This window comes from Mesorhizobium sp. KR2-14, assembly GCF_040049255.1.
GTDB lineage: Bacteria > Pseudomonadota > Alphaproteobacteria > Rhizobiales > Rhizobiaceae > Pseudaminobacter.
The window spans coordinates 365505-386097 of the sequence record NZ_JBDZDR010000004.1 but is presented as its reverse complement, the minus strand read 5'-3'; the positions used below and the strand labels follow the sequence as shown (position 1 = coordinate 386097).

Sequence of the window (20593 nt, the reverse complement as noted above, 5' to 3'; positions counted from 1 at the left end):
GCCTTGCTTGCATGCCCGGCCGACGGTGATATCATTGTGATATCACTCGGAGAAACTCCATGGGCAGCATGATCATCAGGAACATTCCCGACGAAGTGCTTTTGCGGCTGAAGGAGCGGGCGAGGGTCGCCGGCAAGTCGACCGAGCAGCTCGCCCGGGAAGCGTTGGCCGAGAAGGCCAAGCCCAGCCGGGAAGAAATCGTCCGCCGGATGGAAGTAATTCGCGCAAGTTCAAGGCGCGCCTCCGGCCAGCAGATCATCGATGAGATCCGCTCGGATCGCGAAAGCAATCTTGGTAAAGATCTGTCCGGGCTGGACGATGATCATTGATGCCAGCGTGGCTAGTCACTGGTTCGTGGATACAGAGTTCAGCACGGCGGCGGATCCGTTTCGGGCTCTGCCGGGGCTCATAGCCCCGACGTTCCTGCTGGTGGAAACCGCCAATGTTCTCTGCAAGCGCGCTCGCGGCGGTGAACTGCCCCCTGAAAGGTGCGTCGAGTGTATTGAAATCCTTCAGCTTTCCATGACCGAACTGGTCTCCGATGCCGAGGTGCTGCCGCAAGCCTTGGCTTTGGCGCTGAGATTGCACCACCCGGTCTACGACTGCCTCTATCTCGCCCTCGCGCTGGAACGGCGAGAGCCCCTCATCACCGCCGACAGGCGCCTTGCGGCACTTGCCGGCACTCTCAACATCCCAACCGAACTGATCGAGCCGATTTCATGAAAACCATTTCCACCGCAAAATCCCATGGCGGCGTCCAGGGCGTCTACTCCCATGCGTCCGAGGCGTGCGCCTGCGACATGACCTTCGCTGTCTTCGTGCCGCCGCAGGCCAAGGACGGCCCCTGCCCGGCCGTCTGGTATCTGTCGGGCCTGACCTGCACCCACCAGAACGTCATGGACAAGGGCGAATACCGCCGGCTGGCCGCAGAGCTCGGACTGATCGTGGTGTGCCCCGACACCAGCCCGCGAGGGGAAAACATTCCGGACGAGAAGGACAACTGGCAGTTCGGCTGCGGCGCAGGCTTCTATCTCGACGCCACGCAGGCGCCGTTCTCAACGAACTACCGCATGTATTCCTACATCACCGAGGAGCTTCCGGCCCTCATCGCGAAGGAATTTCCCGCCGACATGTCGCGCCAGGCGATCTTCGGCCACTCCATGGGCGGCCACGGAGCCCTGACCATCGCGCTGAAGCAACCGGAGCGCTTCAAGAGCTGCTCGGCTTTCGCGCCGATCACGCGTCCGATGGTGGCCGGCTGGTCAAAGCCGGCGTTCGAAAAATATCTCGGCGCGGATGAAGCGTCATGGCGGGCCTATGATGCAGTGGCCCTGATCGAGGACGGCAAGCGCTTCCCCGAATTCCTGGTCGACCAGGGCTCGGCGGACGGCTTCCTGGAAGACGGGCTGCGGCCGTGGTTGCTGGACGAGGCGTGCAAGGCAGCCGGCATTCCGCTGACGCTGAACATGCGCGAAGGCTATGACCATTCGTATTTCTTTATCTCGACCTTCATGGACGACCACCTCCGCTGGCATGCCGAGCGGCTGGCCAGGTAACGCTGCCGTCGCGACATTGTCATTGCCGCGACCAAACCAGCGCTGTCATCTCCACCGCCTGGCGGTAATATGCGTTGACCAAGGCGCGTCGGGATATCCCGAGCGTCCGGAGGTCCAGGCGGATGGAGAGAGCGGCATTCAAGGGAGCGCCAGATAAAGCGGGACCGGCACGGGCCAGTGCCGGGAACCTGATATACCGCATGTCTGCCTGGACCCGCCTGACCCACTGGGTCTGGGCAATTGCACTGTTCTTCCTGCTGCTCAGCGGCCTGCAAATCTTCAACGCCCATCCCGCGCTCTACATCGGAAAGCAGTCCGGCTTCGGCTTCGACAATGCGGTGCTGAGGTTCAAGGCCGAAAATACCGCCGATGGCCCAAAGGGTTACACCGAGGTCTTCGGCCATCGCTTCGACACCACTGGCGTGCTGGCGCTCTCTGGTCCGAAGGATAACCCGCAGTCCCGCGCCTTCCCCGCCTGGGCGACCATCCCCTCCTATCAGGATCTCGCCACCGGCCGCGTGATCCATTTCTTCTTCGCCTGGGTGCTTTCCGGCACGCTGCTTGTCTGGCTCGTCGCCAGCATCGTCAACGGCCATCTGCGCCGGGACTTGGCGCCGCGCGTGGAGGACCTGAAAAACCTGCCCGGCGACATAGCCGACCATGCCCGGCTGCGCTTCCATCACGGGCGGCGCTACAACACGTTGCAGAAGCTGTCCTACGCAACGGTGCTGTTGATCCTGTTGCCGCTGATGATCCTGACCGGGCTTGCGATGTCGCCGAGCATGGACACGGTGATCCCATTCCTGACCGACATTCTGGGCGGGCGCCAGACCGCGCGCACCATCCATTTCACGGTGATGCTGCTGCTGGTCGCCTTCTTCATCGTCCACATGGTGATGATCGTTGCCGCTGGGCCGATAAACGAGCTGCGGTCGGTCGTCACCGGGTGGTATCGGGCCGATCCGCCGGACAGTGACAAGGAGACGTGACGTGGCTGGCTTCCGCATCAACCGCCGCCGCTTCCTGACGGCCGCCGCGCTCGGCGGATCCGGCCTGGCGCTGTCGGGCTGCGATGCCTTCGATTCGCTGTCCGACACCGACAGCAGCGTGCGGCATATGCTGGAGCGCGCCAACGACCTGACCTACCGTGTGCAGCGGCTGCTGGCCGGTCGCGATGCGCTGGCGCAGGAATATACCGAGGCCGACATCCGCCAGCCACAGCGCCCCAACGGCGTGACCGCCCCCGACGACGACACCTACAAGGGGCTGCTCGCCAACAATTTCGCCGACTGGCGGCTGGAAGTCACCGGCCTGGTCGCAAATCCGCTGTCACTTTCACGCGACCAGCTGATGGCCATGCCCTCCCGCACCCAGATCACCCGGCACGACTGCGTCGAGGGCTGGAGCTGCATTGCCAAATGGACCGGCGTGCCGCTGGCCCTGGTGCTGGACATGGCCAAGGTGAAGCCTGAGGCCCGCTATGCGGTGTTTTACTGCCTCGACACGATAGACAACGACGAGGACGGGCCGATCAAATATTACGGCTCGGTCGACATGGTCGATGCACGCCACCCGCAGACCATCCTGGCATATGGCCTCAACGGCGGACCGCTGCCAGTCGAGAACGGCGCGCCGCTACGCGTACGGGTGGAGCGCCAGCTCGGCTACAAGATGCCAAAATACCTGCGCAAGATCGAGCTGGTGGACAGCTTCGCCAACATCGGAGACGGGCGCGGCGGATATTGGGAGGATCGCGGCTACGACTGGTATGGCGGCATCTGAAGGTTCGACGATTCGCCACGACGCGGCGCGTCAAGCAGCGCAGGAAACTCGCCTAAATACAGGCATTTACACGATTTTACCGGCAAAAACTTGCCACCGCCGCCCCGGTGCACCATCCTTGACGACCCGCGCTCTGTTTCCGCGAGCGCGACAAACCAGCCAACCACAGGAGGCAAATCGGGTGTCCGACACCACGAATATTTACGACGAAGTTCCGGATTTCGACACCATTGGCGGCCGGCTTTCCAGGGCCCGTGAGGCCAGTGGCATGAGCATCAGGCAGCTCGCACTTAGGCTCGGCGTCAAAGCATCCACCATCAAGGCCTGGGAGTGCGACCGCTCGCAGCCGGGCGCGCAACGGCTCAGCATGCTTTCCGGCCTGCTTGGCGTGAGCCCGTGCTGGGTGCTGCACGGCATCGGCACCGCGCCCGTGGAAACCGGCGATGACCACGAGGACGAAACAATGGAAGTGCTGGGCGCCCAGCTCGGCAAGCTTCGCAACCTTCACGCGGAAACCGGCCATCTGATCCGCCGGCTGCAGAGCGACATGGAACGCCTCGCCGGCTAGCAGGGCCGCAGCAATCCCAATATTTTCATTTTCGCCCAGTCGCACCTTCGGCGACATTAAAATCGCGCTTTCAGCCCAAGAGGCGTGACAAAGTGTCCGCCATGGTCTAGCTATGAGTCGTCGCGGGTTCGGAAACGGACCCACCTGTTTGCGGGAGAGAACAGCGGAAGCTGTCGCCGAAGGGGAAATCGCCCGAAATCTCTCAGGCAAAAGAACCGTGGACGGGAAAGACGCTCTGGAAAGTCGGGGGTAACACCCCGCGCCGAAGGTGTAAGCGCTGCCGACAGAGTTCCGGTTGCGCGAGTCTCTCAGGCTTCAGACAGAGGGGCACGGACTGCCGCAGTAGCGGCTGAACACGTGCGACTCTGGAGATGTCATGACGGGCGCCCACACCAGGAACCTTCCCCTCGAGGATTTGCATCGTGCCGCCGGCGCGCGCTTTGGCGCATTCGCCGGATGGTCGATGCCGCTTACCTATACGCCCGGCGTGATGGCCGAGCACCAGCATACGCGCGAGCATGTCGGCCTATTCGACATCTCGCACATGAAGCTTTTCGAGGTCTCAGGACCCGAGGCAGCGGCCCTTCTGGCCAAGGCCTGCCCGCTCGATCCTCTCGCGCTTGCAGAGCGCCAGTCAAAATACACCTTCCTCCTCAACGAGCAGGCCGGCGTAATCGATGACCTGATCATCACCCGGCTCGGCGCCGATCGCTTCATGGTCGTGGCCAATGCCGGAAACGCAGCCGTAGACGAGGCGCATCTGCGCGAGCTGGCCCAGGGCCTCGACTGCACGATTACACCTCTCGACCGCATTTTCCTCGCCATACAGGGCCCCGAGGCGTGGGCCGCCCTTTCGCGCGCCGGGGTGGAAACAGGCGAGCTGTTGTTCATGCATGGCTTCGAGCCGCGCAAGGACTGGTTCATGAGCCGTTCCGGCTACACCGGCGAGGACGGTTTCGAGATCGGCCTGCCGGAAGCCGACGCCCGCGCGCTGCTGGAGACGCTGCTTGCCGACGAGCGCGTGATGTGGGTCGGCCTTGCCGCCCGCGACAGCCTGCGGCTGGAAGCCGGCCTGTGCCTGCACGGCCAAGACATCACACCTGAGACAAACCCGATTGACGCGGGGCTGATGTGGGCCATTTCCAAGGATCTTCGCGCTTCCGGCCAGTTCGTGGGCGCGGAGGCGCTGCGCGCTGCAATCCAGAAAGGCGCGACCGAAAAGCGCGTGGGGCTGAAGCCGCAGGGCCGGCAGCCGGTGCGCGCCGGCGCAAGCCTCTTCGACGAGGCGGGCAACCCGGTCGGACGCATCACGTCCGGCGGCTTCGGACCGTCCGTCGGTTCGCCTGTGGCCATGGGCTACGTCTCGGTGGCGCTGGCGCCCGAGACAAAACTCTTCGCAGACGTGCGCGGCACCAAGGTGCCCGTCGAGATACACCCACTACCCTTCATGCAGCATCGCTATCGCAAAGGATGAATTTCTCATGGCAACCACCTATTTCACTGACGACCACGAATGGATCCGCGTCGAGGGCGGCGTGGCGACCGTGGGCATAACCGACTACGCCCAGGAACAGCTCGGCGATCTGGTTTTCGTGGAACTGCCGGAAAGCGGCCGCAAGGTTGTCAAAGGCGACGTGGCCGTCGTCGTTGAATCCGTGAAGGCGGCTTCCGACGTTTATGCGCCGGTCGACGGCGAGATCATCGAAGCCAATGCAGCCCTGTCGTCCGACCCGGCGCTCGTCAACTCGGCAGCCACCACCGACGGCTGGCTGTGGAAGATGAAGCTGGCGGACGAAAGCCAGCTTACGGGCCTGCTCGACGAAGCAGGCTACAAAGCCCTTATCGGATAAGGACAAAGGTGACTGAATGACCATTGCCCCCTACCCCTTCGAAACGCGCCATGTCGGCCCGAGCACGGCCGACGCGCGCGCCATGCTGGCCGTGCTCGGCGTGCCGTCAGTCGAGACGCTGATCTCACAGGCCGTGCCGAAGTCGATCCGGCTCGACCGCGCGCTGGACCTGCCGGCGCCCGCAAGCGAGGCGGACGCGCTAACGGAACTGTCGGCCAAGATGGCGAAGAACACGGTGCTGAAAAGCTTCATCGGCGCCGGTTACCACGGGTGCCGGGTACCACCGGTCATTCAGCGCAACCTGTTCGAAAATCCGGCCTGGTACACGGCCTATACGCCCTACCAGTCCGAGATCAGCCAGGGGCGTCTGGAACTGCTGTTCCACTTCCAGACGCTGGTGACGGAACTGACCGGCCTGCCGGTCGCCTCCGCCTCGCTGCTGGACGAGGCGACCGCCGTGGCCGAGGCCATGGGCATCGCCTTCCGTCACCACCGCGAGAAGCGCAGCGAAGTCGTTCTGGCGGGTGAATTGCACCCGCAGACGCTCGACGTGGTCAGGACGCGCGCCGAGCCACTCGGCATCACGGTCGGCGCTGAGGCTATCGGCGACAACACCGCCGCCCTCATCGTCTCCTGGCCTGACACGCACGGCGTCTATGGCGACCATGCCGCAACCATACAGAAGGCCAAGGCGGCCGGCGCAATCGTCATCTTCGTCGCCGATCCGCTGTCGCTGACCATTTCCGAGGCGCCTGCCAAGCTCGGTGCCGATATTGCTTGCGGTTCGATGCAGCGCTTCGGCGTGCCGATGGGCTATGGCGGCCCGCACGCTGCCTATTGCGCCGTTTCCGACGCGCTTACCCGCCTGATGCCGGGTCGCCTCGTCGGCCAGTCGGTCGATGCCGACGGTCGCCCCGGCTACCGGCTGGCGCTGCAGACGCGCGAGCAGCACATCCGCCGCGACAAGGCGACCTCCAACATCTGCACGGCGCAGGCGCTTCTGGCCAACATGGCGGCGTCCTATGCGATCTGGCACGGCCCGCAGGGCCTGCAGTCGATCGCCACGCAGGTTCACGTACTGGCCGAGCGGCTGGCGCAAGGTCTCGCGGCTGCCGGCGTGGAAGTGGCGGGCGCGCGCCGCTTCGACACGGTAACGGTCGTCACGAAGGGCAAAGCCAAGGAGATCGCTGCGGCCGCCGAGAAGGACGGCCGGCTGCTGCGCATCTTCGACGAGAACCGCGTCGGCGTGACCTTCGACGAGACCTCGACCGAGGCCGACCTTGCGGCGATCGCCGCGCTGTTCGGTGCGACGCCTGCCGCAGCCGACAAGGTGTCCCTGCCCGCCAACCCGCGGGCCAAGGGTTTCCTCACCCAGCCGGTCTTTCATGAGAACCGCTCCGAGACGGACATGATGCGCTTCCTGCGCAGGCTCGCCGACAAGGACCTGGCGCTCGACCGCGCCATGATCCCGCTCGGCTCCTGCACCATGAAGCTCAACGCAGCCGCCGAGATGATGCCGGTGAGCTGGCCGTCGGTCGCCAACCTGCATCCCTTCGCGCCGGCCGGCCATTCCGTCGGCTATCGTGAGATGATCGACGATCTGGACCGCTGGCTCTCAGAGATCACCGGCTTCGACGCCGTGTCACTGCAGCCCAATGCGGGCAGCCAGGGCGAATATGCCGGCCTCTTGGCGATCCGCCATTACCACCAGTCGCGCGGCGACCATCACCGCAATATCTGCCTTATCCCGTCCTCGGCGCACGGCACCAACCCCGCCAGCGCCGCCATGGCCGGCATGAGCGTGGTGGTGGTTCACTGCAACGACGACGGCAATGTCGACGTGGAGGACCTGAAGGCCAAGGCTGCCCAGCATGCAGACAACCTTGCAGCGCTGATGATCACCTACCCTTCGACGCATGGCGTGTTCGAGGAAGGCATCCGCGACATCTGCGCGGTCATCCACGAGCATGGCGGGCAGGTCTATCTCGACGGCGCCAACCTGAACGCGCTGGTCGGACTGGCGCGTCCGGGCGACATCGGCGCGGACGTCTGCCACATGAACCTGCACAAGACCTTCTGCATCCCGCATGGCGGCGGCGGCCCCGGCGTCGGCCCGATCGGCGTCAAGGCGCATCTGAAGCCCTACGTGCCGGGCCATGTCGCCGAAGGCTCGCTGCATGCGGTGTCGGCCGCCCCGTTCGGCAGCGCGTCGATCCTGCCCATCACCTGGATGTATATCCGCATGATGGGTGCCGCAGGGCTGAAGCACGCCACGGAGACGGCCATCCTCAGCGCCAACTATGTTGCTGCCAAGCTCGAGCCGCACTTCCCCGTGCTGTTCAAGGGCCGCAACGGCCGCGTGGCGCATGAGTGCATCCTCGACACCCGCGTGCTGAAGGACAAAGCCGGCATCAGCGTCGAGGACGTGGCCAAGCGCCTGATCGACTACGGCTTCCATGCGCCGACCATGTCCTGGCCGGTGGCCGGAACGCTGATGGTCGAGCCGACCGAGTCCGAGCCCAAGCACGAGGTCGACCGCTTCTGCGAGGCGATGATCGCGATTGCCGGCGAGGCCGAGAAGGTGGCGAAGGGCGAGTGGCCGCGCGAGGACAACCCGCTGGTCAATGCTCCCCACACGGCAGCCGAAGCACTGGCCGGCGAGTGGACGCACCCCTACTCGCGGCTCGAGGCCGCCTACCCGGCCGGCAATGCCGACACCGCGGCAAAATACTGGCCGCCGGTTTCGCGCATCGACAATGTCGGCGGCGACCGTAACCTGGTCTGCTCGTGCCCGCCGCTGAGCGAGTATCTCGGCGCAGCAGAGTAAGCGGCCACCCCGCTCGCCGTTGAAAGCCCATAGCGCATCCGCTATATAGCGCTATGGGCTGGACGGTCGAGACGCTTGGCAAGGAAGTCGATGACGAGCTTGAGGCCTTGCCTGTGTCGCTCCGGGCGCGGCTTCTGCGGCTGATGGAGATGGTTGAGACACTCGGGCTGGACCGCATGCGGCAGCCGCATGTCAGACATCTCGAAGGCAAGCTTTGGGAGCTTCGGGCCAAAGGGCCCGATGGCATAGCCAGAGGCATCTACCTGACCGTCACCGGACGCCGCGTGATCATTCTGCATGTCTTCGTCAAGAAGTCCCAGAAGACACCTGCCGGGGCACTGAGCCTTGCCCGCGAGCGTATGAAAGAGTGACGTCATGACAAAGATTTCGGAACTCAAAAAGCGCTGGATGAAAGATTCGGAATTTCGCAAGGAATACGACGAAGCGAACGCCGAATATGAGATCATCGAGGCACTGATCCGAGCCCGCAACGACGCGCATCTGTCTCAGGCCGAGCTCGCGGAGAAGATCGGCACCACGCAATCGGCCGTGGCACGGCTTGAGGGCGGCGGTGTTTCGCCGACTCTGGCGACCTTGCGGCGTTATGCTGCCGCCACCGGCACGCGCCTGCGACTTGAGTTGGTGCCCGAGTAGGCGGCCGAAGGGCGCGTCGGCCTCCCATCGCCTGCTCAGAGCCCCTAAAACGCCAACTCGAACATTACCGGCGCCGCCCCCTTGAGCTTTGCGGCCGGAAGCCTGTAGAAAGCACCCATATTTCCCCGAACGGAACGGGAACCCTGTCGCGCGCGACGCAAAGCGTGGCAATATCACAGTCAACTCGAATCACTGGAAATCCGTACGCCCTATGGACGACAGCACCGATCTTTTTGCGAATCTCGGCAAGCAGCCGCCGCTCCCCACCTCGCGTCCGGCCGACCCGCTGGTGCAAGCCGCCGCCAAGCGCGCGCCGCAGCCGGCCAAGGAGAGCGGCGAAAGCTATAGCGCAGCCGATATTGAAGTTCTTGAGGGGCTGGAGCCGGTGCGCCGGCGGCCGGGCATGTATATCGGCGGCACCGACGAGAAGGCGCTGCACCACCTGTTTGCCGAAGTCATCGACAACTCCATGGACGAGGCGGTGGCCGGGCACGCCACCTTCATCGATGTGGAGCTTGGCGCCGATGGTTTCCTGACCGTCACCGATAACGGCCGCGGCATTCCGATCGATCCCCACCCTAAGTTCAAGAAGCCGGCGCTGGAAGTCATCCTGACCACCCTGCACTCCGGCGGCAAGTTCGACTCCAAGGTCTACGAGACCTCCGGCGGCCTGCACGGCGTCGGCGTTTCGGTGGTCAATGCGCTCTCTGACCTTCTCGAGGTGGAAGTGGCGCGTGGCCGCCAGCTCTATCGCCAGCGTTTTTCGCGCGGCAAGCCACTCGGCGAGTTGGAGCATCTCGGCGAGGTGCACAACCGGCGCGGCACCAGGACCCGCTTCCGCCCCGACCCCGAGATTTTTGGCAAGGAAGCCAGGTTCGAGCCGGCGCGGCTCTACCGCATGACGAGGTCCAAGGCCTATCTGTTCGGCGGCGTCGAAATCCGCTGGAACTGCGACCCGCTGCTGATCAAGGAAAAGGACCAGACACCGGCGAAGGCCACGCTGCATTTTCCGGGCGGCCTGAAGGACTATCTCGCCGCCTCGCTGGGTGAAGAGATGCAGGTCACCCGCGAGATCTTCGCGGGCAAGAGCGAACGCCAGAGCGGTCACGGTTCGATGGAATGGGCCGTCACCTGGTATGGCGGCGACGGCTTCCTCAATTCTTACTGCAACACCATCCCGACGGGCGAAGGCGGCACGCATGAGGCCGGCTTCCGCAACGTGCTGACGCGCGGCCTGCGCGGCTATGCCGAACTGGTCGGCAACAAGCGCGGCTCGGTGATCACCAGCGAAGACGTGATGATCTCGGCCGCCGGCATGCTGTCGGTGTTCATCCGCGAGCCGGAATTCGTCGGCCAGACCAAGGACAAGCTGGCGACCATCGAGGCGCAGCGCCTGGTGGAAACCGCCATACGCGACCCGTTCGACCACTGGCTGGCCGACAATCCGCAGGAAGCCACCAAGCTCTTGGAATGGGTGATCGCGCGCGCCGACGAGCGCCTGCGCCGCCGCCAGGAAAAGGAAGTCTCGCGCAAGACCGCAGTGCGCAAGCTGCGCCTCCCCGGCAAGCTGGCCGACTGCACGCAGAATGCGGCGGCAGGCGCAGAACTGTTCATCGTGGAGGGCGATTCGGCCGGCGGCTCGGCCAAGCAGGCGCGCGACCGCGCCACGCAGGCAATTCTGCCGCTGCGCGGCAAGATCCTCAACGTTGCCAGCGCCGGCCACGACAAGCTGACTTCGAACCAGCTCATCGGCGACCTGATCCAGGCGCTGGGCTGCGGCACGCGCTCGAAATACCGCGAGGAGGACCTGCGCTACGACCGCGTGATCATCATGACCGACGCGGACGTGGACGGCGCGCATATCGCCTCGCTGCTCATCACCTTTTTCTACCAGGAGATGCCTCAGCTCATTCGCGGCGGTCATCTCTACATGGCCGTGCCGCCGCTCTATCGCATTAGCCAGGGCGGCAAGACCGCCTATGCGCGCGACGATGCGCACAAGGATGAACTGCTGCGCACCGAGTTCACCGGACGCGGCAAGATCGAGATCGGCCGCTTCAAGGGCCTGGGCGAGATGATGGCGGCGCAGCTCAAGGAAACCACGATGGACCCGAAGAAGCGCACGCTGTTGCGCGTCGACATCGTGGAGGACGAAGAGGTGACGAAGTCTTCCGTCGATGCGCTGATGGGCACCAAGCCGGAGGCGCGGTTCCGCTTCATCCAGGAGCGCGCTGAATACGCACGGGAACTGGACATCTGATCAAGATGCCGCGCGCGCAGCCAAGATAAGGAACCGGCGCGGCGGGGCTTCAAGGCTTCTTCCAGCCAACCCGCGCCGACTGAATTCCCCACCGAGGAGCGGCCGGGTCAGGCCGCGCGCAGGTCCGTTGAGGCGGCAATGGAGAGAGCATGCCGGCGCGCATTGTCGCGCAGCGCATCGACGTGAATTGCCTTCAGCAGGCTCGCCAGATCGCGTTCGGCCTGCGTGTCGCCAAGCCGCTGGAGCATGAGCCAGCTGACTTCCTGCGCACCGGCGATGCGCTTGCCGTCGGCGACCTCGCGCCAGACCTTCAGCGCGACGAGAATGACGCCATGTGTGGCCGCTGCAAGACCTGCACTGCGGAACAGGGCCGCCAGCGCCACGTCGCGGCCACTGGCCAGCAGCGCGCGCACGCGCGCCTCGCCCTGATCGGTCAGGGCGACCATTGCAGCACCGAAGAAATCCACCTTGCCGTGCGCTATGGCCCGAATGAGGAAACCGGATGTCAGGTCGCCGCGCAGGCGCAGGTGCTCGATGAGCGCTGCATGTTCCTGCGAAGGCGTGGTCTCGATCAGCGTCAGCGAGGCACGTACGCAAGCATCGCGCAGAACGCGCTCGGCGCGGGCCTCACCCATCAACGCCACGACAAGCGGCGAGCGCTTCAGCGCCTCCCCCACCTTGACCAGCAGCATGTGGCGGCAATCGGATGGAAGGCGAGTGTCGGCGATCAGCGCTTCGCGAACCACCGCGACATCGCCGTGGCGCTCGGCCATGCGACGGAAGCTGAGCATCGCTATCTCGGCCCCGTCGTTGCACAGGAGCGCGAGGCACGCTTCGGCCTCGCCAACCTCGGCAATGGCGGCAGAAACCGCCATGGAAACGATGGGGCGGCTGGCGATAAGGCTCTGGGTGGCGCCCGAGCCCGAGGCGACATGATCGATCAGGTCGGCATCGGTCAAGAGCGGAGAACGGGCGATGACGGACGCGGCGACCTCAGGCTGGTCGCCGGCCAGAACGCTGACGACCTGGAACGGCGCATGGCGGCTCATTGAAAGCGCCTCGGCCATGGCCTGCCGAACCTTTGCGGAAGGATCGTCCAACAGGAACGTCAGCGCCGCTTCGGCGGCACAGCGATCCTCGAAGGGGAGTTCCTTCTGCACATAGGCCCGGGCCAGCGCGCTTGCTGCCGCCGCGCGCTCGGATACACGAGCCGTGTCCAACCATTTCAGGAAATGTCCGACAATCATTCCGACGACCTATTCGCCGGCAGTCCCGGCGCCCCCTGCACACACGCTAGGGAAAAATGGTTTACGAACAGTTCACCATATCCGTTAACCTGCTTGTCGCCGCCGGTGGCGGAGACTATCAAGCGGCTGAGGCAGAGGAGGAGATGATGGCAGGGCTGTATCTTGAAGAGTTCACCGTCGGCCAGGTCGTTCGCCATACGCTGACCAAAACGGTTACCGAGGGCGACAACATGCTGTTCTCGACCATGACGCTGAACCCGCAGCCATTGCATATCGACTTCGACTTCGCCGCCAAGACCGAATGGGGCAAGCCGCTCGTCAATTCCCTGTTCACGCTCGGGCTGATGATCGGCATTTCGGTTCATGACCTGACACTGGGCACCACCATCGCCAATCTTGGCATGACCGAGACGGTTTTTCCCAATCCGGTTTTCCACGGCGATACGATCCGGGTTGAGAGCGAGGTTCTTTCAGTGCGCGATTCGAAATCCAAGCCGGATCGCGGCATCGTCGAATTCGAGCATCGCGCCTATAACCAGAACGGCGTGCTGGTGGCCCGCTGCATCCGCCAGGCGATGATGAAGAAGAAGACGGTTTCGGTCTAATGCGTTCGTTGCTGTTCGTACCCGGCGATTCGGAACGGAAGCTGGAAAAGGGATTTTCGTCGGAAGCCGACGTGGTGATCGTCGACCTGGAAGATTCAGTGTCGGCGCAGAACAAGGTTTCCGCGCGCGTAACGGCCGCCGAGTCCCTGCGAGCACAACAGGATAAAAAGGGCCCGGCGGTCTATGTCCGCGTTAACGACCTGTCGACCGGCCTGACCGACGATGACCTGGCCGCGCTGGTTCCGGCGTGCCCCGCGGGCATCATGCTGCCAAAGTCGAACAGTGGCGCGGATGTGCAGCGCCTTTCGGTGAAACTGCGCGTGCTGGAGGCTGAAAACGGGCTGCCGGATGGCGGCATCGCCATACTGCCCATCGTCACCGAAACGGCCGCCGGCACGCTGGCCGCCGGAAGCTATGCCGGCGCCAGCCCGCGGCTGGCCGGGCTGACCTGGGGCGCAGAAGACCTTTCGGCGGCGATTGGCGCGCGCGCAACGCGCGACGAGCAAAGGCGCTACATGGACGTGTTCCGCCTTGCCCGCGCCATGACAATTCTTGGCGCAGCGGCGGCGGAGGTTGCGGCAATCGATACGGTTTTCCCGAACTTTCGCGATATGGATGGCTTCCGCCGCGAATGCGAGGAGGCCGAGCGCGACGGGTTTACGGGCAAGATGGCCATCCACCCCGCGCAGGTGCCGGTCATCAACGAGGTCTTCACGCCTTCGCCCGCAGCGGTCGCGCATGCGCAGGCCGTGGTGAGCGCATTCCAGGCCGCGGAAAATCCGGGCGTCGTGGCACTGGAGGGGCAGATGTATGACCGCCCCCACCTGCTCCGCGCCGAGCGCCTTCTGGCGCGGGCGCGGGCGGCTGGCGTTGCGGCCTAGGCGCAAATTGCGCCCGGCAGGTTCGACGCGCAAAAGAAGCCTATTCTTCCCAGGGCCCCGAATAGTCGCCGTAAAGGCTGGTGACCTCCGGGCGCGGGCGCTCGGGCCCTGCGCCGTCGAAAGTGCCGATATGGATGAAACCGACGACCCTTTCGTGCGGAGCCAGGCCGAGGATGCGCCTGCCCTCCTCCACGTCGGAATACCAGTTGGTGATCCAGTTGGTCTTGTAGCCGAGTGCATTGGCGGCAATGACCAGGTTCATGGCCGCCGCGCCGGCGGAGAGAAACATTTCCCACTTGGGAATTTTTGGGTTTTCCTTGGGGCTCGAAACCACGCCGATGACCAGCGGTGCGCGCGAGAAGCGCGTCAGTTCCTGCTGGCGCCGGCCTTCGGTAAGCGGCCCCTCCCGGGCCTCTGCAAGCGCGGCAAGCCGCTCGCCGATGCGGTGACGGGCTTCGCCGCGATAGAGAATGAAGCGCCAAGGCTCCAGCCGGCCATGGTCCGGCACTCGCGAGGCGATGGTGAGCATCGTTTCGATTTCGGAGTCATTGGGTGCCGGCTCGCGCAGCTCGGGGATCGGCGCCGAGCTTCTGTTCAGCATGAATTCTATGATCGGTGACTGCGTCACGGCATTCTCCTGGTTTTTTGGCTGAAGCGCGGCCGACAGAGCTGCGGCGGCTTTTGGCTATTTGCGGTACTGGCGCTTGAACTGCTGACTTGAAATTGCCACCGCATTCCGCTTCAAACAAGCCATGCTCGCCGGATTCTCAAGACATTTGCCGACCATTGCCGCTGCCGCGGCATTTGCGCTGTCGCCCATGGCGAGTTCGGCCGAGGAGGTCAACCCGATTCAGGGCCTCAAGCTGCCCGCCATCACCGGCTATTCGTCGTCCCACGGCGGCACGCCGGCCGGCCCGCAGGCGACCGGCGAGGTGACGCTTGCGGCGAAGCTGACCGACAAGGGCAGCGAGATCAATCGCGGACTGGTGTGGCGGGTGTTTCGCCCGGAGCCGGGGCCTGACGGGAAGCTGCCGCTGGTCGCCTCGGCAGAGGGCGGCACCAGCCTGTTCCGGCTGGAGCCGGGCAGCTATCTGGTTCATGCCTCGTTCGGGCGCGCGGGGGCCACGAAGCGCATTACCGTCGGCTCGCAGCCCAAGCACGAAAACGTTGTGCTGGATGCGGGCGGGCTGAAGCTCGATGCGGTTCTGGCCGGCGGCGTGCGCATTCCTTCCGACAAGCTGCGCTTCTCGATCTACGAGGCGCAGGCCGGCGCAGACGGCGACCGCGCGCTGATCATTCCGGATGTGAGCGCCAACTCCATCGTTCGGCTCAACGCCGGCACTTATCACGTCGTCTCCACCTACGGCTCTGTGAATGCGGTGATCCGGTCCGACATCCGCGTGGAGGCCGGCAAGCTGACGGAGGCAACCGTCGAGCACCGCGCCGCTGAAGTGACGCTCAAGCTGGTGCGCGAAGAAGGCGGCGAGGCGCTGGCCGACACCTCCTGGTCGGTGCTGACGACATCCGGAGATCCGGTTCGCGAAAGCGTCGGCGCCTTTGCCTCCATGGTGCTTTCCGAAGGCGACTACACCATCGTGGCCAAGAACCGTGATCGCATCTACCAGCGCGATTTCACGGTCGTTGCCGGGCACAATCAGGACGTCGAGGTCGTGGCCAATGAGAACAACGCGACCGATCCCGACGACGGCGCGGACTGAGCGGGCGCCAAGTTCGCCGATTTTGCTGCTTCGGTCCGTCGGTGAGGCTGCTGCCTTTTCCCTGGATACCCGTTAGCGCCGGGCGGTACGTCGCAGGCTGCCTCATTCCAGGCCGAGGCGCATTCAGAGAACGACTGCCGCAATCAACAGAGCCTGAAATGACAAAGGCCGCCCGAAGGCGGCCTTTGAAAAATCGTAGCGATGACCGAAATCAGCGCGAGTAGAATTCGACGACCAGGTTCGGTTCCATCTGGACCGCAAACGGCACGTCGGAAAGGCCGGGCACGCGCAGATAGGTGGCGACCATCTTGTTGTGGTCGACTTCGATGTATTCCGGCACGTCACGCTCAGCGAGGGAGACAGCTTCCAGAACGATGGTGAGCTGCTTCGACTTCTCGCGGACCTCGATCACGTCGCCGGCCTTGCAGCGGTACGAAGCGATGTTGACGCGGCGGCCGTTCACGTTGATGTGGCCGTGGTTGACGAACTGGCGTGCAGCGAAGATCGTCGGAACGAACTTGGCGCGGTAGACGATGGCGTCCAGGCGCGACTCCAGCAGGCCAATCAGGTGCTCCGGCGTATCGCCCTTGCGGCGGTTGGCCTCGTCATAGGTCTTGCGGAACTGCTTTTCCGAAATGTCGCCGTAGTGGCCCTTCAGCTTCTGCTTGGCGCGCAGCTGCAGACCGAAGTCCGAGAGCTTGCCCTTGCGGCGCTGGCCGTGCTGGCCCGGGCCGTATTCGCGCTTGTTGACCGGAGACTTCGGACGGCCCCAGATGTTTTCGCCAAGACGGCGGTCGAGTTTATACTTGGCGGATTCGCGCTTGCTCATCGCATTCCCTTTCAAACAAATATGCCCGGAACCTCATGCTCCGAGCGAAGGAAACGCGCCCTCCTCTGGCCTCCTTTATCGAGACCTGACAGGATTTCCCGCGCAAAGCTGGCGGAAAAACCCACGGGACACGTAGACCGCGCATCGCTGCACGGCTGGCGGGTCAATATGTGACGCCGCGCGGAAAGTCAACGCATTTGGACGAGTGCTTACGGAAAGTAGCTGTTCTACACACCGGCGTCCAGCACCGGCCGGCTCTCAGCGACCGGCGCTGGTGCCCGCGTGCATAAGTCAGTGCTTGGCCTTGTGCTCGGGCAGGCCTTCGCGCTTGGTCTCGGCGAATTCCTCGAGCTGCTTCTCGCTCATCGATTCGTACATCTGCTTGGACGCGCCTTTGAGCGAGCTGACCTTGGTTTCGCCCCGCTTGGCCGCAAGCGCGGCCCCGGCTGCCTTTTGCTGGGCTTTGGATGTGGCAGGCATGGTTTCGACTCCTTGTGACGGCCCCGCGCGCCATCTCAACATCGGAGGTGTTTGGAGAAGGTTCTGCCGGGCAGGTCGTTACCCCTTGCGCGTCCAATCGGACGCACGGCGCAATCAGGAAAACCCGCGGATCGGCATCAGGTTCCGATAAAACGCTCAACCTACCGAAAGGCCGAAACCCTGCATCAGCCGGCGCGTGGGGAAATCCGGCTTGCCGGAGGTGAAGATCGCCACGTCGGGCTCGTGCTCCGGCTCGGTGTTCGTGGACGGCGCGAGGAGCGACAGCGCACGGCGCGCAATCGCCTCGGCGGGATCCAGCCAGTCTACCGGCCAGGGTGCAAGCCGGCGGAACACATTGGCCAGAAACGGATAGTGGGTGCAGGCCAGCACGACGATGTCGGTGCGCTGGCCATCCTGCTCGACGAAACAGGGCGAGATCTCGGCCTTGACGGCCTGATCGTCCAGCGCCGTACCACGGATATAGGCCTCCGCCATGCGGGCCAGATTCTGGCTGCCGACCAGCCGCACATGGCACTCATTGGCGAAGGACTGGATAAGGTCGCGCGTGTAGGCACGCTTGACTGTGCCCGGCGTGGCGAGAACCGAAATGAGCCCGGACCGAGTGCGCTCGGCCGCAGGCTTGATGGCCGGCACGGTGCCAACGAAAGGCGTTTGCGGGAACGCGGCACGCAGGTCCGACAGAACGAGCGTGGAGGCTGTGTTGCAAGGAATGACCGCTATTTCCGGCCGATGGGTCTCGAGCAGCCCGGCGAAGAGGTCCACGATGCGCCGCTTCAGCGCCTCTTCCTCCCAGTCGCCATAGGGAAAGCCGGAATCGTCGGCCACATAGACGAAACGGCGGTCGGGCATCAGCACGCGCGCCTCGCGCAGCACGGTGAGCCCGCCAATGCCGGAATCGAACATCAGCACCGGCCGATCAGTCATCCTTCGAGGGTCCCTCGCCTTTCACGGTCTCGTTGACGTCATGCGTATCACGATCTGCTTTCGCTTTTCTTTCCGGATAGCCCGCACCGCGCGGTGCCTTCGGCGAGAAATAATCCAGCGATGATATCACACCGCGCAGAAGCTTGATCTCTTCCAGCGTGAAGGCCGGACGGGTCAGCACGGCGCGCAGATTGTCGACCATCTTCGGCTTCTTGGCCGCGGGGCGGAAATAGCCACGCGCGTCAAGCGCGGCCTCCAGATGCCCGATCATGCCGTTCAGCTGTTCCTTGCTGGCCGGGGTCAGCTCCGGGCCCGTGAACGGCGTCTGCTCGCCGGTCACGAAGCCGGACTTCATCCATTCATAGGACATCAGCAGCACCGCCTGGGCGATGTTGAGCGAGGCGAAAGCCGGGTTGACCGGGAAGGTGACGATCTCGTCGGCCAGGGCGACTTCCTCGTTCGACAGGCCGAAGCGCTCGCGCCCGAACAGAATGCCGGTGCGCTCGCCAGCCGCCGTGCGCCCGCGCAGCGCCGTTCCCGCCTCTTCCGGGCCGCGTACAGGCTTGAAGCCGTCACGCTCGCGCGCCGTGGTGGCGAAGACGAAGTTCAGGTCGGCCACCGCCTGCTCCAGCGTCTCGAACACCACCACGCCATCTATGACATGGTCTGCCTTGCTCGCGGCCGCACGCGCCTTCTCGCTCGGCCAGCCGTCGCGTGGATTGACCAGCCGCAGTTCCGAAAGCCCGAAATTGGCCATGGCGCGCGCCACCATGCCGATGTTCTCGCCCAGCTGCGGCTCGACCAGGATGATTGCCGGGCCGCCGGTGATGAGGGTTTTGTCGCGATCCGTGCCTGCCATTGTCCTATTCAAAGCCGGTTTTCCGGCGCCCTGTCTTGCACAAGTTTAAACGAAACGAAACCGCCGCAGGCATGGCCGGTGCGGTATTTTCGGCTGCAATTCTGCCCTTCCGCGCCTGGACTGGGCTGCCGCGGCAAGCCGCCTGCCCATGGCGGGGCGGTAGCGTTTGCGCGGTTCCCCCCGCTTTGCTATAGGGGCCCGGACTCCCTTCGTAAAACCGCTGGAACCATCGGGTTCCGCTCCCAGAACGAGGCATTTCAATGACAAAAATCAAGGTGGACAATCCCGTCGTCGAACTCGACGGCGACGAGATGACCCGCATCATCTGGCAGTTCATCAAAGAAAAGCTGATCCACCCCTACCTCGACATCGATCTGAAGTACTACGACCTCAGCATCCAGCACCGCGACGCCACCGACGACCAGGTGACGGTCGACGCGGCGAACGCGATCAAGCAGTACGGCGTCGGCGTCAAGTGCGCGACCATCACGCCCGACGAGGCGCGCGTCGAGGAATTCGGCCTCAAGAAGATGTGGAAGTCGCCCAACGGCACCATCCGCAACATCCTCGGTGGCGTGATCTTCCGCGAGCCCATCATCGCCAAGAACGTGCCGCGCCTGGTGCCGGGCTGGACCCAGCCGATCATCGTCGGCCGTCACGCCTTCGGCGACCAGTACCGCGCCACCGACTTCAAGTTCCCCGGCAAGGGCAAGCTGACCATCAAGTTCGTGGGCGAAGACGGCCAGGTCATCGAGCACGAGGTGTTCGACGCGCCGAGCTCGGGCGTGGCAATGGCCATGTACAACCTCGACGAGTCGATCCGCGATTTTGCTCGCGCCTCGTTGAACTATGGCCTGCTGCGCGGCTACCCGGTCTATCTGTCGACCAAGAACACCATCCTCAAGGCCTATGACGGCCGCTTCAAGGACCTGTTCCAGGAGGTCTACGAGCAGGAATTCGAGGCGCGGTTCAAGGAAAAGAAGATCTGGTACGAACACCGCCTGATCGACGACATGGTCGCTTCCAGCCTGAAGTGGTCGGGCGGCTATGTGTGGGCGTGCAAGAACTACGACGGCGACGTGCAGTCTGACACGGTTGCGCAGGGCTTCGGCTCGCTCGGCCTGATGACCTCGGTGCTGATGACGCCGGATGGCAAGACGGTTGAGGCCGAGGCCGCCCACGGCACCGTTACCCGCCACTACCGCCAGCACCAGAAGGGCGAGGAAACCTCGACCAACTCGATCGCCTCGATCTTCGCGTGGACGCGCGGCCTGGCCCACCGGGCCAAGCTGGACAACAACGCCGAGCTGAAGAAGTTCGCCGACGCGCTGGAGCGCGTCTGCGTGCAGACCGTTGAAGCCGGCTTCATGACCAAGGACCTGTCGCTGCTGATCGGCCCCGACCAGCCCTGGCTCTCCACCACCGGTTTCCTCGACAAGATCGACGAGAACCTGCGCGCCGCGATGTCGGCCTGAGACACGCAGCCCTGACGGAAAAAGCCCCGGAGTGATCCGGGGCTACTTCATTGTGAA

Annotated in this window: 22 protein-coding genes and 1 riboswitch; of the genes, 16 read left to right on the top strand and 6 right to left on the bottom strand. The window is 64.2% G+C overall.

Features of this window, described 5'->3' with window-relative positions; translation table 11 throughout:
- The first annotated feature begins 59 nt into the window (after positions 1-59).
- The 12 genes from ABLE86_RS14030 (at position 60) to parE (ending at position 11497) form a co-directional block, all read left to right on the top strand.
- Positions 60-329, top strand: coding sequence for a hypothetical protein (locus tag ABLE86_RS14030; RefSeq protein ID WP_348779566.1), 270 nt, complete (start codon positions 60-62; stop codon positions 327-329).
- Complete coding sequence (locus ABLE86_RS14025; protein WP_348779565.1) at positions 319-723, top strand: type II toxin-antitoxin system VapC family toxin; 405 nt, start codon at positions 319-321, stop codon at positions 721-723. Before ABLE86_RS14030 ends, ABLE86_RS14025 begins: the two co-directional genes overlap by 11 nt.
- On the top strand, positions 720-1556 hold the full coding sequence (gene fghA / locus ABLE86_RS14020) for an S-formylglutathione hydrolase (protein WP_348779564.1): 837 nt from the start codon (positions 720-722) through the stop codon (positions 1554-1556). Before ABLE86_RS14025 ends, fghA begins: the two co-directional genes overlap by 4 nt.
- 200 nt (positions 1557-1756) lie before the next feature.
- Positions 1757-2545 (top strand): cytochrome b/b6 domain-containing protein, encoded by a 789-nt coding sequence (locus tag ABLE86_RS14015; RefSeq protein WP_348779563.1) that lies wholly within the window; start codon positions 1757-1759, stop codon positions 2543-2545.
- Between the two features lies 1 nt (position 2546).
- Entirely contained in the window at positions 2547-3338 is a 792-nt protein-coding gene (locus ABLE86_RS14010) for a molybdopterin-binding protein (protein WP_348779562.1), read from the top strand.
- Between the two features lie 181 nt (positions 3339-3519).
- The gene (locus tag ABLE86_RS14005) at positions 3520-3906 is read left to right on the top strand and encodes a helix-turn-helix transcriptional regulator (protein ID WP_348779561.1); all 387 of its coding nucleotides are present in this window, start codon (positions 3520-3522) and stop codon (positions 3904-3906) included.
- 141 nt (positions 3907-4047) lie between these two features.
- A riboswitch (glycine riboswitch) is annotated at positions 4048-4134 on the top strand.
- A 148-nt stretch (positions 4135-4282) separates the two neighbouring features.
- Positions 4283-5380, top strand: a complete 1098-nt coding sequence (gcvT, locus tag ABLE86_RS14000) for a glycine cleavage system aminomethyltransferase GcvT (protein ID WP_348779560.1) — start codon at positions 4283-4285, stop codon at positions 5378-5380.
- A 7-nt stretch (positions 5381-5387) separates the two neighbouring features.
- Positions 5388-5756, top strand: a complete 369-nt coding sequence (gene gcvH / locus ABLE86_RS13995) for a glycine cleavage system protein GcvH (protein ID WP_348779559.1) — start codon at positions 5388-5390, stop codon at positions 5754-5756.
- A 16-nt stretch (positions 5757-5772) separates the two neighbouring features.
- Positions 5773-8583 (top strand): aminomethyl-transferring glycine dehydrogenase, encoded by a 2811-nt coding sequence (gcvP, locus tag ABLE86_RS13990; protein WP_348779558.1) that lies wholly within the window; start codon positions 5773-5775, stop codon positions 8581-8583.
- 53 nt (positions 8584-8636) lie between these two features.
- A complete protein-coding gene (locus ABLE86_RS13985) occupies positions 8637-8954 on the top strand; it encodes a type II toxin-antitoxin system RelE/ParE family toxin (RefSeq protein ID WP_348779557.1) in 318 nt (105 codons plus the stop codon).
- Between the two features lie 4 nt (positions 8955-8958).
- Positions 8959-9237, top strand: coding sequence for a helix-turn-helix transcriptional regulator (locus ABLE86_RS13980; protein ID WP_348779556.1), 279 nt, complete (start codon positions 8959-8961; stop codon positions 9235-9237).
- A 211-nt stretch (positions 9238-9448) separates the two neighbouring features.
- The gene (gene parE, locus ABLE86_RS13975; protein ID WP_348779555.1) at positions 9449-11497 is read left to right on the top strand and encodes a DNA topoisomerase IV subunit B; all 2049 of its coding nucleotides are present in this window, start codon (positions 9449-9451) and stop codon (positions 11495-11497) included.
- A gap of 107 nt (positions 11498-11604) precedes the next feature.
- On the opposite strand, the gene ABLE86_RS13970 is transcribed toward parE, so the two are convergent.
- Entirely contained in the window at positions 11605-12744 is a 1140-nt protein-coding gene (locus ABLE86_RS13970) for a DUF2336 domain-containing protein (RefSeq protein ID WP_348779554.1), read from the bottom strand.
- Between the two features lie 146 nt (positions 12745-12890).
- On the opposite strand from ABLE86_RS13970, the gene ABLE86_RS13965 reads away from it, so the two are divergent.
- A complete protein-coding gene (locus ABLE86_RS13965) occupies positions 12891-13349 on the top strand; it encodes a MaoC family dehydratase (RefSeq protein ID WP_348779637.1) in 459 nt (152 codons plus the stop codon).
- The gene (locus tag ABLE86_RS13960; RefSeq protein ID WP_348779553.1) at positions 13349-14230 is read left to right on the top strand and encodes a CoA ester lyase; all 882 of its coding nucleotides are present in this window, start codon (positions 13349-13351) and stop codon (positions 14228-14230) included. The genes ABLE86_RS13965 and ABLE86_RS13960 overlap by 1 nt, the downstream gene beginning before the upstream one ends.
- 40 nt (positions 14231-14270) lie before the next feature.
- On the opposite strand, the gene ABLE86_RS13955 is transcribed toward ABLE86_RS13960, so the two are convergent.
- The gene (locus ABLE86_RS13955) at positions 14271-14831 is read right to left on the bottom strand and encodes a nitroreductase (protein WP_348779636.1); all 561 of its coding nucleotides are present in this window, start codon (positions 14829-14831) and stop codon (positions 14271-14273) included.
- 217 nt (positions 14832-15048) lie between these two features.
- On the opposite strand from ABLE86_RS13955, the gene ABLE86_RS13950 reads away from it, so the two are divergent.
- A complete protein-coding gene (locus ABLE86_RS13950; protein WP_348779635.1) occupies positions 15049-15948 on the top strand; it encodes a hypothetical protein in 900 nt (299 codons plus the stop codon).
- A gap of 211 nt (positions 15949-16159) precedes the next feature.
- Here ABLE86_RS13950 and rpsD read toward each other — a convergent pair whose 3' ends face one another.
- From rpsD to ABLE86_RS13930, 4 genes are all read right to left on the bottom strand, one after another.
- A complete protein-coding gene (gene rpsD / locus ABLE86_RS13945) occupies positions 16160-16777 on the bottom strand; it encodes a 30S ribosomal protein S4 (RefSeq protein WP_348779552.1) in 618 nt (205 codons plus the stop codon).
- 291 nt (positions 16778-17068) lie between these two features.
- A complete protein-coding gene (locus tag ABLE86_RS13940) occupies positions 17069-17257 on the bottom strand; it encodes a DUF3008 family protein (protein ID WP_348779551.1) in 189 nt (62 codons plus the stop codon).
- A gap of 156 nt (positions 17258-17413) precedes the next feature.
- Entirely contained in the window at positions 17414-18202 is a 789-nt protein-coding gene (gene murI, locus ABLE86_RS13935; protein ID WP_348779550.1) for a glutamate racemase, read from the bottom strand.
- Positions 18195-19061 (bottom strand): RNA methyltransferase, encoded by an 867-nt coding sequence (locus ABLE86_RS13930; RefSeq protein WP_348779549.1) that lies wholly within the window; start codon positions 19059-19061, stop codon positions 18195-18197. Before ABLE86_RS13930 ends, murI begins: the two co-directional genes overlap by 8 nt.
- Before the next feature lie 260 nt (positions 19062-19321).
- Here ABLE86_RS13930 and ABLE86_RS13925 point away from each other — a divergent pair, with 260 nt between their 5' ends.
- Positions 19322-20536, top strand: coding sequence for an NADP-dependent isocitrate dehydrogenase (locus ABLE86_RS13925; protein ID WP_348779548.1), 1215 nt, complete (start codon positions 19322-19324; stop codon positions 20534-20536).
- Positions 20537-20593: the final 57 nt, after the last annotated feature.

Bases quoted from the DNA above. Each gene is read 5' to 3' on its own strand.
- ABLE86_RS14030 (WP_348779566.1), top strand. From the start codon at position 60: ATGGGCAGCATGATCATCAGGAACATTCCCGACGAAGTGCTTTTGCGG.
- ABLE86_RS14025 (WP_348779565.1), top strand. From the start codon at position 319: ATGATCATTGATGCCAGCGTGGCTAGTCACTGGTTCGTGGATACAGAG.
- fghA (WP_348779564.1), top strand. From the start codon at position 720: ATGAAAACCATTTCCACCGCAAAATCCCATGGCGGCGTCCAGGGCGTC.
- ABLE86_RS14015 (WP_348779563.1), top strand. From the start codon at position 1,757: ATGTCTGCCTGGACCCGCCTGACCCACTGGGTCTGGGCAATTGCACTG.
- gcvT (WP_348779560.1), top strand. From the start codon at position 4,283: ATGACGGGCGCCCACACCAGGAACCTTCCCCTCGAGGATTTGCATCGT.
- gcvH (WP_348779559.1), top strand. From the start codon at position 5,388: ATGGCAACCACCTATTTCACTGACGACCACGAATGGATCCGCGTCGAG.
- gcvP (WP_348779558.1), top strand. From the start codon at position 5,773: ATGACCATTGCCCCCTACCCCTTCGAAACGCGCCATGTCGGCCCGAGC.
- ABLE86_RS13985 (WP_348779557.1), top strand. From the start codon at position 8,637: ATGGGCTGGACGGTCGAGACGCTTGGCAAGGAAGTCGATGACGAGCTT.
- ABLE86_RS13980 (WP_348779556.1), top strand. From the start codon at position 8,959: ATGACAAAGATTTCGGAACTCAAAAAGCGCTGGATGAAAGATTCGGAA.
- parE (WP_348779555.1), top strand. From the start codon at position 9,449: ATGGACGACAGCACCGATCTTTTTGCGAATCTCGGCAAGCAGCCGCCG.
- ABLE86_RS13970 (WP_348779554.1), bottom strand. From the start codon at position 12,744: ATGATTGTCGGACATTTCCTGAAATGGTTGGACACGGCTCGTGTATCC.
- ABLE86_RS13965 (WP_348779637.1), top strand. From the start codon at position 12,891: ATGGCAGGGCTGTATCTTGAAGAGTTCACCGTCGGCCAGGTCGTTCGC.
- ABLE86_RS13960 (WP_348779553.1), top strand. From the start codon at position 13,349: ATGCGTTCGTTGCTGTTCGTACCCGGCGATTCGGAACGGAAGCTGGAA.
- ABLE86_RS13955 (WP_348779636.1), bottom strand. From the start codon at position 14,831: ATGCTGAACAGAAGCTCGGCGCCGATCCCCGAGCTGCGCGAGCCGGCA.
- ABLE86_RS13950 (WP_348779635.1), top strand. From the start codon at position 15,049: ATGGCGAGTTCGGCCGAGGAGGTCAACCCGATTCAGGGCCTCAAGCTG.
- rpsD (WP_348779552.1), bottom strand. From the start codon at position 16,777: ATGAGCAAGCGCGAATCCGCCAAGTATAAACTCGACCGCCGTCTTGGC.
- ABLE86_RS13940 (WP_348779551.1), bottom strand. From the start codon at position 17,257: ATGCCTGCCACATCCAAAGCCCAGCAAAAGGCAGCCGGGGCCGCGCTT.
- murI (WP_348779550.1), bottom strand. From the start codon at position 18,202: ATGACTGATCGGCCGGTGCTGATGTTCGATTCCGGCATTGGCGGGCTC.
- ABLE86_RS13930 (WP_348779549.1), bottom strand. From the start codon at position 19,061: ATGGCAGGCACGGATCGCGACAAAACCCTCATCACCGGCGGCCCGGCA.
- ABLE86_RS13925 (WP_348779548.1), top strand. From the start codon at position 19,322: ATGACAAAAATCAAGGTGGACAATCCCGTCGTCGAACTCGACGGCGAC.